Source organism: Desulfosarcina widdelii (assembly GCF_009688965.1).
Classification (GTDB): Bacteria; Desulfobacterota; Desulfobacteria; order Desulfobacterales; family Desulfosarcinaceae; genus Desulfosarcina; species Desulfosarcina widdelii.
Genome location: NZ_AP021875.1, coordinates 1,099,880 through 1,114,307, shown reverse-complemented (window position 1 = coordinate 1,114,307; position 14,428 = coordinate 1,099,880). Strand labels below are relative to the sequence as shown.

Annotated in this window: 8 protein-coding genes; 3 read left to right on the top strand and 5 right to left on the bottom strand. The window is 56.8% G+C overall.

All coding sequences use genetic code 11. From position 1 onward, the window contains the following. Positions 1 to 25: 25 nt before the first annotated feature. Together GN111_RS05205 and GN111_RS05200 are read right to left on the bottom strand one after the other, a co-directional pair. Positions 26 to 466, bottom strand: coding sequence for a hypothetical protein (locus GN111_RS05205; protein WP_155302737.1), 441 nt, complete (start codon positions 464 to 466; stop codon positions 26 to 28). A gap of 185 nt (positions 467 to 651) precedes the next feature. Beyond that, positions 652 to 954: a hypothetical protein gene (locus GN111_RS05200; protein WP_155302736.1), complete on the bottom strand. Its 303-nt coding sequence runs from the start codon at positions 952 to 954 to the stop codon at positions 652 to 654. Between the two features lie 364 nt (positions 955 to 1,318). Here GN111_RS05200 and GN111_RS05195 point away from each other — a divergent pair, with 364 nt between their 5' ends. Then, positions 1,319 to 2,926, top strand: a complete 1,608-nt coding sequence (locus GN111_RS05195) for a hypothetical protein (RefSeq protein WP_155302735.1) — start codon at positions 1,319 to 1,321, stop codon at positions 2,924 to 2,926. Further along, on the top strand, positions 2,923 to 3,189 hold the full coding sequence (locus tag GN111_RS05190; RefSeq protein ID WP_155302734.1) for an EscU/YscU/HrcU family type III secretion system export apparatus switch protein: 267 nt from the start codon (positions 2,923 to 2,925) through the stop codon (positions 3,187 to 3,189). Before GN111_RS05195 ends, GN111_RS05190 begins: the two co-directional genes overlap by 4 nt. A gap of 246 nt (positions 3,190 to 3,435) precedes the next feature. On the opposite strand, the gene GN111_RS05185 is transcribed toward GN111_RS05190, so the two are convergent. Beyond that, entirely contained in the window at positions 3,436 to 4,560 is a 1,125-nt protein-coding gene (locus GN111_RS05185; protein ID WP_155302733.1) for a DNA-methyltransferase, read from the bottom strand. Between the two features lie 492 nt (positions 4,561 to 5,052). Between GN111_RS05185 and serA the strand changes: the two genes are divergently transcribed. Further along, a complete protein-coding gene (serA, locus tag GN111_RS05180; RefSeq protein ID WP_155307915.1) occupies positions 5,053 to 6,633 on the top strand; it encodes a phosphoglycerate dehydrogenase in 1,581 nt (526 codons plus the stop codon). A gap of 293 nt (positions 6,634 to 6,926) precedes the next feature. Here serA and GN111_RS05175 read toward each other — a convergent pair whose 3' ends face one another. Both GN111_RS05175 and GN111_RS05170 read right to left on the bottom strand, forming a co-directional pair. Next, positions 6,927 to 7,640: a fumarylacetoacetate hydrolase family protein gene (locus tag GN111_RS05175; protein ID WP_155302732.1), complete on the bottom strand. Its 714-nt coding sequence runs from the start codon at positions 7,638 to 7,640 to the stop codon at positions 6,927 to 6,929. Next, positions 7,637 to 14,326 carry a type I polyketide synthase gene (locus tag GN111_RS05170; RefSeq protein WP_155302731.1) on the bottom strand — a complete coding sequence of 2,230 codons (6,690 nt, stop codon included), beginning with the start codon at positions 14,324 to 14,326 and terminating at the stop codon, positions 7,637 to 7,639. Before GN111_RS05170 ends, GN111_RS05175 begins: the two co-directional genes overlap by 4 nt. Between the last annotated feature and the right edge of the window lie 102 nt (positions 14,327 to 14,428).

Genomic DNA, 14,428 nt, shown 5'->3' with positions numbered 1-14,428 from the left:
TTAGCAATTTCTGGATGGGCACTGATTACGATCCGAACGCCCCCAGCTGACACTGCCCAATCTTGACCTCCAGTGCCTCGCAGGCACAGGCCACATCCAGCCGTTTGAGATTCAGCCGTTCGGCCACATCCCAGGCCGCCTTGCAGGTGATGCGATCCCCGTCCATGGCCGCACGGATGGCCGTTTCCAGTTCGCCGGCAACTAAAGAAGCTTTGGCGACGGTTTTACCCTTCACACTGCCGTGTCCGAACAGACCAAGCTGACATTTGGCGATTCGCATCTCCAACAGATCGATGTTCACCCCAACCGTGTTCGGCGAACAATCCAGCTTTGATGCAATCGCGTGGGCCGCCGCGCAGGTGATGCGCCCGTCGGTCTGTTTTTCCTCTATGGCTGCGGCAATGGCAGAATCGGTTTTGGCATTCGGGTGTTTGGCCGCGTAATGGCCGGCATCTTCGTGGGTCATGGTTTACCTCCAAATCATTTTTAAAACATAGCAATCGTTCGTGTCTATCCAGAAATCGGCAAATTCGGTTGAGATCGAGGCGCAGCGAAAAATTTACCCGGAGGTATATGGTTGATATTCCGAGGATTAAATTTTTTGCGCAACGAAGATATCAAGCGAATTGGCCATTTATGAATGGGTACGAGTTAGGGTTTTCGCCGCATCCCCGCCACTACCCAGTTCAAACTCCAGGCCACGACCACCGGACCGATACCGACCACGGCAAAAGGGACAAGGGCCTCGCGCCAGGGTTTGAAATATAGCGCGCAGCCAACGGGCCAGAGGATGGAGATGACGATGGCCAGACGCAAGGGCCCGGAAAGGGGAGGGATCGACCGACGCAGCCTGGGCGGCTCCGGCACCGGCTTGGATTTCGTCATCCGCGGAACCAAAAAGATCGCCAGAACAATGAGCACGATCAGCAGAATTTCCTGTATTCCTGAAAACATGGGCTCCTTTTTGGAGGCTGAAGCGGGTTCTTTTACAAGGGTTTGATGTTTACCACAAAGGTCTGTCTTAGGCAACCGGATGCGATGCGCTTCGAATCCGGTATCGTTGGAAAACCGGTTCTACAGGGTTGCCAAAGATTAAAAACTGGTATCTATTAACAGTGTCCGTCCAGAAATGACCAATTTGCCCGATATCTTTGTTGCGCGAAAAATTTTATCCTCAGAATATCAACTATATTCCTGCGGTAAAATTTTTCGTGCGCCTCGATCTCGACCAAATTTTCCAATTTCTGGATGAACACTAACCAAAGCAGGCGTTTCGCCCTAATCGCCTGCTTTAGTTAAAGCAACCGGAGACCTCCCCATGCAAATCCAGTGGCCGACCCTTTTCCAGCAAAAACCTACAGAAGGGGGAAAATTTTCCCCTGACGCCATGGCGCTGCGGGCCGGCGATCAGTTGACGGCTGCGGTTCTGGAGGTGGAAAACGGCCGGGACGCCCTGCTTTCCCTCGGCAAGTTCAAGGCCTACGCCCGCATGCCGATGCCGGTCGTCAGCGGCCAGAACGTACAAATCCGGGTTGAAGGCGGCGAACAGGGGCTTCGATTGATGATGGTTCCCGAGCAGGGTCAAGGTAACCAGGCCCGGTCGGGCAGTCCCCTGGAGATTCGCCTGTTCGAGCCAGTGTCCGAACGCCCCTTTCTTTCGCCCAACGCCGGCATGCTGAAAGCCGGTGAAACGCTCGAGGGACGAATCACGGGTTTTGAAAAAGACGGTCTCAAACTGGTGGATTTCGGCCGATTCAAGGCCTTTACCAAAATCGATTTCCCGGTTAGACAGGGGCAGGTGGTCCCCTTGCAGGTTGTACGCAGCGGACAGGAGATTACCCTGGCGCTGGCTCCGCAAACACGATCCGCCGCCGATGCCCGGGAACCGGGGCCGGCGTCTTTCCCCCCCCATGCAGCCTCGAATCAGGCCGTCGTTTCCGGTCAGGCAGCCCCAAAACAGCCCGCCGTTCAGGGTCAAGCGACCCCATCGATGCCATCGGAGCCCACGCTGCAGACCGCCGGAAAGGCGGGCGCTGCTACACCGGCACCCCCAACTTCCGGAGAGGTTGCCGTATTGCGCGATCAGATCCGTCAACTGCTGGATCAACCTTCCCGCCCTTCCAGCTCCTTCAATAACGCTGACCTGCCCGATCCCATGAAAAAGGCGCTGACCAACCTCCAACAGATCCTGTCCCCGGCATCGCCGGAGGGCGACGTAGGTACCCTGGCGGCACGGGTCAGGGCTTTTGTCGAAAATTCTGGCATCTACTTCGAAAAACGATTGGCCGAGACGGTCCAGAAGCTGGAGGGACGCTCCGGGCCTTTGCCGCCCGTCGAACTGGCCGAACAGCCGGCAATCCGCAACCTGATGGTTACGGACCTCAAGCCCAACCTCTTGGTTTTAAGACAATTTCTGGACGCCCAACCTCAAGATGCACAAGCTGCGGACCGACATCTGCTGGAGACCTTGAAAAGCGTTGTCCAGCGGGCAGTGTCCCACATCGATCATCAGCAGACCGGGGCCACGGAAAAACCGGTGGACCCGGATGTTCTGCAAGCCTTTTCGCATCTACTGTTTTTAACGGACAACCCCCGCAACGCCCAGCTCAAGGTGTATTACGCCAGAAAAGGCAGGGATGGCGAACAAAAAAAACCGCGGGTTTCCCTGCTGCTGGACATGGACCCCATGGGTGCGGTGCGAACGGATCTGTGGATGATGGGAAGGGATCTGAACGTCACTTTTTTCGTTCCCAACGCCGATATCCAGACCCTCGTTCAGGACGAACAGCACCGCATCGGCGAAGCACTGAAACCGGTTTTCAACACGGTTGCCGTCAACGTGGTGGTCAACGAGAAAAAAATTGAGGCGTTCGACGGGGAAGAGCTGTTTCTACCCGGCCAGCGGCAATTGGATGTGAGTGTATGAACGACAAACGGATTCGCAAGGCCGCGGCGCTCCAGTACGATCAGGCCAAAAGCATGGCGCCGCGGGTGGTGGCCAAAGGCAAGGGGCACATTGCCGATCAGATTGTGCAGGTGGCCCGGGAGAACGATGTCCCCCTGCATGAAGATCCCAATCTGGCCAATGTCCTGGAGGCCATGGAACTGGAAACGGAAATTCCGGCGGAGCTTTACCGTGCCGTGGCGGAGGTGTTGGTGTTTATTTACAGGCTTAACGGCAAATTGTGATCGGGCGATTGCGTAAGAATCCCGATATCGGCGTTACGCTTCATCCTTCGTCTCTGCGGTGTATAACGAATACGCCTCGTTCCTCAGGATTCGCAAGCCTTGATCTCGGCATTCTTACGCAATCGCCTGTGACGATCGGTTTGATTGATCCTATCACAAGGTTCTTGGAAACGTAGGAGCGGCTTCCAGCCGCGATCTTTGATATTTTCGCAGCTGGAAGCCGCTCCTGCGCTCGGATGAGCTTCGCTAGTTGAACAGCGATAGTTGTCCGGCTTTCATTGGCGTCGCCTCCTTTTCCGGAATCGGAGCCGGCTTTCCCTCAGCGGAAGCCATGGGAACATCGTATTTCACCTGCCATCGATTCTCAGCCGATTCTTCAACGGAAACCGGCAGCGGAAGCAGCAGTTCGGTCTCCTGCCTGGTGATTACCGGAAAACCGTAGACCTGATTGGTATATTTAATGGGTTTTCCGTTTTCCTCGCGTTCACGCACGAATTGCAGGTGGGCGTCCAGGCGCTCGGCGATGCGGTGACGCCCCTGGGGCACCGCCTGACGACAGCTCTCACCGATCATCTTTGCAAAAGCACTATCCATTTCGTAGCCGATGCCGTTGCGCCCGGCTGCGGCCGCGGCCCACAGGGTGGTTCCGGTGCCTAAAAATGGGTCCAATACCGTATCGCCCATAACGGAAAACATGGAAATCAGTCGATAGGCCAGTTCAACGGGGTAGGCCCCGCTGCGCTGCCGCAGCTTCTTGTCGCCGGTATTCTGCCGGGTTCCCTTCAAATCCATCCACACATCGGAAAACCAGTGGTTGCGCTCCTCCCAGAAAAAGGCGCTCTGCCGGCGGTTTGTTTTGGCCTCCGGATCGTTGAACAGGCGTTTGCCGCCTTTGCGCAAAATCAGGACGTATTCGTGTTCCAGGGTCACGTAGGCTCCGGGCGGCATCATGCCCGAACCCATGAATTTGTTGGGTGCGTTGGTCTGCTTGCGCCACAGGATGTTGGGTAGATTGGTGAATCCCAGGGCCAGCATGGCGGAAAGGATACGGCTGTGGTTGGGGTAAAGGGCAAACTCACCGTCCAGGGTCCGGGTGGCGTCCCCGATGTTGATGCAAGCGATGCCGCCGGGAACCAGCACGCGGTCCAGTTCCTTCCATACCCGATCAAGATCCCGGTGCATGGATTCGAAGGCCTGCATCCCTTTTTCATGCCGCAAGGCCTTTTTCGTCTCGTTTCGGCAACAAAAAACCGCATCCCACATTTCGATCATGGGGTAGGGCGGTGAGGTCACCGCCAGGTGAACGCTCCGGGATGAAATTCCGGACATTCGGGCCGCATCGGCAAAAACAACCTGCTGTTCGGTTTGCATTGTGCGGATTCTCCTCTCTTTGAGCCTTTTCATCTGACACAAGGCGGCCCTTTTTACAATTTGAATCTTTTTACATGTAGCGGACCACATTGGATAACCATCGCAACTGAAATTTTCATCAATTTCACCTCCAAAATCTTCCATATATGCAATATATCTTAAGATAACTAAAAGAAATCTAAATAAAATTAATATTGAGGAAAACCGAAGGGTTCGCTTTGAAACTTGACTTTCAAGTTCAAATCGGACAAGAATAATCGGCTCATACGACCGGTTTGTTTTTGTGCATAGAAACGATTTTTTCATTATTGCAGGGTTTCCAATAGATCGATTTTCAGGCGGCGTCGTAAGAAGTTCGAGATCAAGGCTTGCGAATCCCGAGGAATGAGGCGTACCTGAACGTACTCCGCAGTGACGAGGGATGAAGCGTAACGAAGATATCGGACTTCTTACGATGTCGTCAATGTGTGTTCAAGGAAGGGGAGTGAGATGATCAAAGTACTTGTCAGTGATGTACTCGGCGATGCGGGGATTCAGATTTTTAAGGACACCGATGGTATTGAAGTGGATGTGAACACTGGATTACCACCCGAAGAACTCAAGAAAATCATTGGCGACTACGATGCCCTGGTCATCCGCAGCGCAACCAAGGTGACCGAGGAGATCCTCGACGCTGCCAAAAAATTGAAGGTGGTGGGGCGTGCCGGAATCGGCCTGGACAATGTGGACATCCCTGCAGCCACCAAGCGCGGTGTCGTGGTGATGAACACCCCCACGGGTAATGTGGTAACCACCGCTGAGCACGCAATTGCCATGATGATGGCCCTAACCCGCAACATTCCCCAGGGCACGCTTTCCCTGAAAGCCGGTCGATGGGACAAGAAAAAGCTCCAGGGACGGGAAGTCTACAACAAGACCCTGGGTGTTATCGGCTTCGGCAAGATCGGATCCATCGTGGCCGACCGTGCCAGGGGCCTGCGCATGCGGGTGGTGGTTTACGATCCCTTCGTTACTCCCGAACAGATCCAAAAGGCAGGTTTCGAGAGCATTACCCTGGACGAACTTTACGCCCAGTCCGATTATATTTCCGTCCATGTCCCCAAACTCAAGGAAACCACCGGGCTGTTGGACAAGACCGCCTTTGCCAAGATGAAAGACGGGGTCATGATCATGAATTGTGCCCGAGGAGGGATCGTCAACGAGGACGATCTGCAAGAGGCCATCGCATCGGGCAAGGTGGCCGGTGCGGCCCTGGACGTGTTCGAAACCGAACCTCCCGGAGAGTGCCGGCTGTTCGAACTGGACCGGTTGATCTGCACCCCCCATCTGGGCGCTTCCACCCGGGAAGCCCAGACAAACGTTGCTGTTGCCGTTGCCCAGCAAATCATCGACTACCTGATCAACGGAACCGTCATCAATGCCGTCAACGTGCCTTCGGTTGCCGGGGACCTGCTGAAAAAAATCGGACCCTACATGGCGGTGGGCGACCGCATGGGCTGCCTCCAGGCTCAACTGGCCGATGGGCCGGTTAATTCCGTAACCATTGAATATACTGGTGATTTCAAAGGAATGGACATGGCTCCCGTATCCACGGCCATCCTCAAAGGACTGCTCACCCCCATGGTAAAATACGCGGTCAATTCGGTAAACGCCCCGGTGGTCGCCAAGGATATGGGCATCAAGGTCACCGAATCGACCACTGCGGAAGCCGAAGATTACACCCATCTGATCACCCTGCGGGTGGCCACGGAAAAAGGGGAAAACGTGGTGGCCGGCACCTTGATCGGACGCAGGGACATCAAGGTCGTCAAGATCAACAATTTCCGCCTGGAACTGGTTCCCGAAGGCCATATCCTTTTGATATTCAACAAGGATCGCCCCGGCGCCATCGGCGGCATCGGCACCACTTTAGGCCGGCACAACATCAACATCGGGCGCATGCACGTGGGCCAGGAGCAAGACGGAGAACACAATATCATCTTTCTGCAGACCGACACCCAGGTGCCCCCTGAGGTGATAGAGGAATTGCGCTCGGCGCAGATGGTAAATACGGTCACCCCGCTGGAACTGTGATCGGAGGTAGGTGAACAACGAAATGGTATTGTTGAGCGGTCGACAGGCTCGCAAAAAGTCACCGGACATGTCATTCCCGCAAGAGGGGAATTCATAGCCTTCACATGCCCCGCATGGGAGCATTCTTTTACGGTAGCAGGCTATGGGTTCTTACGCGGAGCATGGGAACCAGACACTAAAGCTTAATAGATATCCGCGCAAAAAAGAAACATAAGCGCCCCATTGGTAGATCATCAACCAATGGGGCGCTTGTTTTTTGGTAATGAAATCAAAAAGGTTGCGTTCAGTTGAAATCAGCGCGTTTCGTCGATGACCGTGTTTTTCAGAACACCGATCTCTTCGATCTCCACTTCGACGCTGTCTCCGTGGTGCAGCGGACCTACCCCTGACGGTGTGCCGGTGAGAATGATGTCCCCGACCTCGAGGGTGAAATTTTTAGAAACAAAGGCGATGATCTCGGGAATCGTGAAGATCATCTGGCTGGTATGCCCTTCTTGCACGGTTTTACCGTTGAGCCGGCAGCGGATCTGCAGATTCTGTGGGTCGGGCAGGTCCTTGGCCAATACCACCAACGGTCCTATCGGGCCGAAGGTGTCCAGGGATTTTCCCCGGAACCATCCGGTGCGATCACCGTTTTGGATGTTTCGCTGGCTGACGTCGTTCATACAGGTGTAACCCAGCACGCAGTCCATGGCGTCGGCTTCCGGTACGTTTTTGCAGCGCCGGCCGATGATCACGGCCAGTTCCGCCTCGTAATCGGTCCGCAGTTCGTCGAATCCATACTCTTTTAAAAACGCAGGTATTACGATGGGTGCGTCCGGTCCGACAAGAACATTGGGCGTCTTGGGAAAAAGCAGCGGTTCCGGGGGGACCTCTGTCGTGAACCCTTTGACCTTCACCGAAACGCTTTCGGCGATGTGGGCGTGGTAATTCAGACCCAGGGCGATCAGTTTGCCGGGATTGACCGTGTAGGTTTCACGGTTGTTTTTGATCGGCAGTTTTATCATGATCGATTTTCCTGGATAACAGATGTTTGCGTGTTATTCCTGAAGGCATGGATGAGGGCCTGGTCCACCGTCGCCTCGTAGCCCGTAAGAGTAGCTATGATCTGTTCGTCGGCATCCAGAAAGGTGAAGTCGGCCACCATCTTGCGGTGGGTGTGACGGGTCACCGTCATCACGGCCGTCACTCCGGATTCGGGAAAGGACGGGCGGTATTGGCGATAGGATTGGGCATAGCTGGGCAGGCAGACGCTGCCGGTCTGCTCGAAACACCAGACAATGGCCATCTGAAAAGCTCCGTCCAGCACCATGGGATCGGCTGTCCAGCGCTCGCGGATGGGGTCCTGCATCCAGGCCTCGGGTTTGGGGGCGCCGGTCAATCGGGCCGTCATGCCGTGGTCGGAATAGGCCTCGATATGTTGGATGGCCCGCAGTTGGTCGCCGTGGAATAAAATTTCGCCGTAGACGGCATCCAGATCCCTGGGGTAGGGGCGGCTGCCGTTTTTCCCATTGCCCTTGTAGGTCGGGGCATCGGGAAGCCGGTCCACCAGCAACGCCCGGGCACGCGAGTGAATCACGTCCTTGCCGTTTTTTACACCGTTGCGCAGTTCCACGGCCACATGCCATCCATTCCCGTTTTTTCGGGCCTTTCCTGCCAGAAGACGGACCAGCTTTTTTTCCTGTTCGATTCGGATGCCGCTGAGCAGGCGGAAGTCGTCGATGCCGTGCAGGGTAAAACCGGGATTCTCCTTCACCGCGCCGTGGCCAATCCACTCGCCGATCAGGGCAAAGGGGACCACCGGCTTGCCGCCGATGACGTGGGAGGCTAACACCGGATAGCGCAGCAGATCCAGTTCACGCCGCTCCAGAAGGCCCATGGCAGTTTCATTGGCTTCATCCTCAACAGACGGCGTTTCGAGCATGCTGCCGATGAGCACCTCCACCGGTGCGGGATCGGCGTTTTTCATTTCGGCCACCATGAAATCGGCGCCGGCTTCGACCGGAATCAGATCGATGTGCTGTTCCTGGAAGGCCTTTTTTAAGGAAGGCGTCACCATGCCGCCGTCCCACGGCCCCCAGTTGATGGCGCTGACGCGGCAATCAGGGCGCTGTTGCGCCACCACCCGGGCCATCTTGTTGAGCACCTCGTTGGCCATGGCGTAGTCGCACTGTCCGGTGTTGCCCGTGCGGGCACTGACCGACGAAAACAGCACCAGATGGCGCAGCCGGTCTGACGCGGTAACTTCGATAAGGTTTTTGAATCCCTGTACTTTGGTACTATAGACTTGGCGGAACTGCTCCGGGGATTTGTCCACGATCAGGCGATCATGGAGCACACCGGCACCGTGGATGACCGCTGAGATCTGTCCCAGATTCTTTCGGATTTTAGAGAAGGCGGACTTCAACCCCTCTGCGCGGGTCACGTCGGCGCTGAAATAGGCGGCCTGAACACCTGCGTCTGCAAGGTGCTGGAGGATACCGGCAATGGCCTGATTGGCCTTTTGCCGTTTAAATTCGGCTTCCAGTTCCTTGGGGGTCGGCTGCGCATCGGCAAACGCATGGTTGACGATGGCTTTTTTCATGGCCGCTTCGTCTTGGATGCCAGCCAGCCAGGAAGGCACCTGGAAGGGCGCCGGTGAACGCCCGATCAGTGCAATGGCGGCACCGCTGGCATGGGCCAGAGCAAGGGCACAGGCGGCGGTCACACCCCGGGCGCCGCCGGTAATTGCCACAACGTCGGATGATTTCAAATCGAGGATGCCGTCGGAGGTTTCGGCGGGTACCGGCTGCAGCGTCACACGCTTTCCGGGAAACAGGCCGATCTCAACCGGGTCTTGTGGGCTTACAGTCAACAGTTCGGCTACGGCTCGTTCTGCAGCCAGCTCTATGTCGTTAAAATCCGGTGAAATGTCCAGCACCCGGCAGGCGACAGACGGCCATTCCAGCCGGGCGGTCTTGACCAGGCCGGCCAGGGCGCCCTGTTCGGCATGGTCGAAAGGATTGCCGGTAAATCCGAAGGCGCCGTCCAGGCGGGTAATGGCCGCAAAAAAGGCATCTCCTGTTAAAGCGGCATCCGACAATTTCGCCGCAGCGGCTTTTGCCGCCAGAAATGCGGTTTCCGGATCGGTTCCCTCGCAGAGGATCAGCCCCGTCAGACCGGACAGGTTCGAAGCATCGGCAATCTGGTCCTTGTCCAACATACGGCATGAAAAATCGGATTTTTCCAGGCAACGGACGACAGCTTTGACGAAGTCGGTTTTGTCGTCGAGTACACCGATCCATCGACCCGCCGCGATGCGAAGCTTGCGGCCGGATTGTTCCGGCAGGACCACCACATCGACGATCTGCCGGGGAATCTCGATGGACGTTGTGTTGGGTTCAGACGTGACAGGCTGCGGTATTGCCGGTTCCAGCTGCGCTGCAATTGCAGACCCTCCTCCGGCCAGAAAATCGCAGATCTGCCCCAGGGTTTTGAGGCTGCCGACCATGTCGGGGGTGACCTGGGGCAGTTGGGGCATCCTTTCTTCCATGGCAGAAAGGATCTCCACCCGTTTGATGGAGTCGATGCCCAGATCGGCCTCGATGTCCATTTCCAGTCCCAGCATATCGACGGGATAGCCGGTCAGTTCGGACACCACGGACAACAGGGTATTTTGAACGGCGACGGCCGCATCCGCATCTGAATTGGAGGCTTCGGGCGTTTGACACGAGTTTTCAACGGAAGAAGAGCTGGTCTCTTCGGCGGCCAGAAAATAGCAGATCTGCCCCAGGGTTTTGAGACTGCCGACCATGTCGGGGGTGACCTGGGGCAGTTGGGGCATGCGTTCTTCCATGGCAGAAAGGATCTCCACCCGTTTGATGGAGTCGATGCCCAGATCGGCCTCGATGTCCATTTCCAGCCCCAGCATATCGACGGGATAGCCGGTCAGTTCGGACACCACGGACAACAGGGTATTTTGAACGGCGACGGCCGCATCCGCATCTGAATTGGAGGCTTCGGGCGTTTGACACGAGTTTTCAACGGAAGAAGAGCTGGTCTCTTCGGCGGCCAGAAAATCGCAGATCTGCCCCAGGGTTTTGAGACTGCCGACCATGTCGGGGGTGACCTGGGGCAGTTGGGGCATGCGTTCTTCCATGGCAGAAAGGATCTCCACCCGTTTGATGGAGTCGATGCCCAGATCGGCCTCGATGTCCATTTCCAGCCCCAGCATATCGACGGGATAGCCGGTCAGTTCGGACACCACAGACAACAGGGTGGTTGCCACGGTGTCGGAACCATCCATTTTTGCATTCGATTTGGATGCGGGTTCCGGTTTTAGTTCGATATTTTGTGTGCGGGCAACGGCCGGTGTCGTTACGATGGCCGGCTCTGCAGGCGGTGCACTGGCAGCAGAGGTTGCCGGCACCACCGGCGTCACAGGCAGCGGTTCAGGCGGTGGTTGCGGCGAAACGGGTTGGGTGTACACCGGCAAAGGCGTTTGTTCAGCGACGGGCACGCCCGTTTCGTTGGGAGGTAATCCGGCGGCCAGGCGGGCGCTTTGCATCATCTCCTGAAGGGTTCGACTGGCCTGGGCCTGGGCCTCCAGAAATTTCTGGTGGGCCAGGGCCGTCTGTTCCTGCAGCGATTGCATGGAGGCGAGTCCCTGCCGGACGATGGCCAGCGTGTTGTCCATAGTCGTTGAATCCGGCGGCTGCGTTGGTCCGGTCGAAGCTGGCGGATAGCCGGCTGCTGTTTTGAAATGATTGTTTTTTTCGGCTGATCGCATGGTCGTTTGGCTGTTTGAAGAGGTCTCTGGGGGTTGTGGCGAAGCGGAAGGGGCGCTACGGACGGGGGTAGGGCGAACCGCTTCTCTCGTTTCGGATTTCGGTTGTGTTTTTCGGGGAGACCGATAATTGGCCCCTGAAAGCGGAATGACCATCTTTTGTTTCCGGGAAGCAGGCGCTTCCTTTTCCCAGCGGGTGAGATCGAGACCGACGCCAAAAGCGGCCAGTTGGCCAATGGCATGGGCCAGGTCTAATATTCCCGAGGCTTTTCCGGCGGAGCGGTCCAGGGGGACGACCGAGACGTCGTCCATTTTGAGTGTGGCGCGAACCAGTCCGCTGAGTACAGTTTTAGGACCCACCTCGATGAAGGTGCGGACACCCGATGCGTAAAGTTGTTCGACGGTGCGCTGAAACTGTACCGACGATGTCATCTGTCGGCCCAGCAATTCGATACCGGCCTGCGGGTCGTCTGGATACGGCTCTGCCGTCGCATTGGCATAGACCGGTATCTTTCCCGTTGTAAAAGCGATGGACTCGAGTGCGTGGGAGAAAGTCCGTGCGGCGTCGGCCACTATCGGGCTGTGAAAGGCCGCGGCAACCGGCAGGGCAACACTGCGATAGCCTTTCGCGTTGCAATCGGCTTTTGCCGCATCGATGGCTGTTGTCGGTCCGGACAGCACTCCCTGGTCGGGGCTGTTGACATTGGCCACCACCACGTCGGGATGCTGCTTGACCACCTGCTCCAATTCGTCGGCAGGGGCCTTTACTGCCAGCATGCTGCCCGCATCGCCGCCACGCCCGGCCTCTGCCATCAAACGGCCGCGCAAGGCGCTGAGATGCTGAAGCGTTTTTCGATCAATGCGACCGGCGGTATACAGGGCAGGCAATTCACCGTAGCTGTGCCCACAGACGGCGTCGGGCCGCAGGTTGAAAAATTCGAGAATGCTCAGCATGGCCAGGCTGACCGATCCGATGGCCGGCTGCGCCACATCGGTCCGGCGAAGGGCCTCGACCTGGAAACGCTTCTGTTCTTTATCTAAGGCGGGGCGCGGAAAAAGCAGTTCCCACAGCGGAGCATCGAGGTCGCAATGTGTGTTGGCGGTTTCAATGGCACCCATGGCATCGGGGAAAAGGCAGACCAGGTCCCTGCCCATATACGGATACTGGCTTCCCTGGCCCGGAAAGAGAAAGGCGATTTTTCCGGCGGAACTGCCTCCCGTATGGAAATAGATGCCGGACGAGGGCACGCTTTTGGACTGGCCGCCGGCAACGATGCCAAGGGCTTCGTCCAGGCGTTTTCGAATCGGTCGGGACCCAAGGGCGGTATCGATTACCGTAACCAGCCGGAAAAGGTCCGCAGATGAAAAACGATGCCTCAAGGACTGGGCCATACGGGCCAGTTGGGCGGTCGTCGTTTCATCTTTCAGTTGGTGGTCCAAGTCTTTCAACTTCCCGATGATAGCGTCGGCGTCGCTTCCAGAAAAGGCCAGGATTTCAACGGAGCCATCCCAGGCAATCTCTTTTTTATCCGGCGCATACTCTTCGAGCACCACATGGAAATTGCTGCCACCGAAGCCGAAGGAACTGACCCCGCCTCTCCGGGGTGTACCGTTTTTAGAAAACCAGGGCCGGGCGACGGTGTTCAGGTAAAAGGGACTGGATTCGATTCCCAGTTTGGGGTCCGGCGAATCGGCCTTGATCGTGGGCGGCAACACCTTGTTATACAGGGAAAGGGCCGATTTGATCAGTCCCGCAGCGCCGGCGGCGGCCTTGGTGTGACCGATCATGGATTTTACAGATCCCAGCGCGCAGCGGTTGCCGTTGGGCGTGGCAGTACCGAACACGTTTTTCAAGGCGGTGAACTCCACCTGATCTCCCACCCGTGTACCGGTGCCGTGGGCTTCCACCAGTGCAACCGTTTCCGGGTCAATGCCCGCATTGCGGTATGCCTCGGCAAGCGCACGCATCTGTCCTTCGGCGCGCGGTGCATAAATGCTCTGGGATTTGCCGTCACTGGAGGAGCCGATTCCGCGAATGAGGGCATAAATGCGGTCGCCGTCGCGTTGGGCGTCCTCAAGGCGCTTGAGAACCAGGATGCCGATGCCCTCGCCCAGCACCGTACCGTCGGCGTCGGCGGAAAAGGGACGAGCGTCACCGGTGTGGGACAGAACGCCGGTTTTCGAAAAGCACATGTGCATGAAGATGTCGTTGATGGTATCGACGCCGCCGGTGACGACCATTTCGCTCTTGCCGGCGGCAAGCTCCATCAAAGCCAAATGGATGGCGCCCATGCTGCTGGCGCAAGCGGCATCCACCACGCAATTGGTGCCGCCCAGGTTCAGTCGGTTGCAGATCCTTCCAGCCACCACATTGCCCAAAAGGCCGGGAAAGGAATTTTCCTGCCAGGGAACATAACTGTCGGCAATGTCATCGAGAATCGATTTCTTCTGCTCGTCGCTGAGGCCTTTGCCTTCTAAAGACCTGCGCCAGTAAGGGTGCCCCAGGCGCGAACCGAGGGAGATGACCAATTCCTGCGTACCGGTAACCCCTAAGATTACCGAGGTGTGCTCCCGGTCGTAATCGCGGTCATCGCCGTAGCCGGCGTCGGTCAGGGCCATTTTGGCGGCAACCAGGCCCAGCAACTGGGACGTGTCGGTGGCCTCCAGAGCTGCCGGGGGGATGCCGAATTCCGTGGGGTCAAAGGGCATTTCGGGCAGAAACCCGCCACGGTTGCAGTAGATGTGGTCGGGACGTTTGGGGTCGCCGTCCAAATAATCGTTCAACGGCTTGTGGCTGGCCGGCGGATCGCTGATGCAGTCGACTCCGTTGAGCAGAACCCGCCAGTAATCTTTTACATTGGCCGATCCGGCAAACATGCCGCCCATGCCGATGATAGCCACCGGCTGCTGGTATGGTTTCTTATTCATGGGTAAAAGTCGAAAGATGCCTGATATGCGTTTTCCCGGAAACCGAAAATCGATAGGGATTTTCAGTCCTATAATCCGGTTTTTGTCCATATGGATTATAAA

What these genes read in the sequence shown, in the direction of transcription:
- GN111_RS05205 (WP_155302737.1), bottom strand. Translation starts at nt 466, where the DNA reads ATGACCCACGAAGATGCCGGCCATTACGCGGCCAAACACCCGAATGCC.
- GN111_RS05200 (WP_155302736.1), bottom strand. Translation starts at nt 954, where the DNA reads ATGTTTTCAGGAATACAGGAAATTCTGCTGATCGTGCTCATTGTTCTG.
- GN111_RS05195 (WP_155302735.1), top strand. Translation starts at nt 1,319, where the DNA reads ATGCAAATCCAGTGGCCGACCCTTTTCCAGCAAAAACCTACAGAAGGG.
- GN111_RS05190 (WP_155302734.1), top strand. Translation starts at nt 2,923, where the DNA reads ATGAACGACAAACGGATTCGCAAGGCCGCGGCGCTCCAGTACGATCAG.
- GN111_RS05185 (WP_155302733.1), bottom strand. Translation starts at nt 4,560, where the DNA reads ATGCAAACCGAACAGCAGGTTGTTTTTGCCGATGCGGCCCGAATGTCC.
- GN111_RS05175 (WP_155302732.1), bottom strand. Translation starts at nt 7,640, where the DNA reads ATGATAAAACTGCCGATCAAAAACAACCGTGAAACCTACACGGTCAAT.
- GN111_RS05170 (WP_155302731.1), bottom strand. Translation starts at nt 14,326, where the DNA reads ATGAATAAGAAACCATACCAGCAGCCGGTGGCTATCATCGGCATGGGC.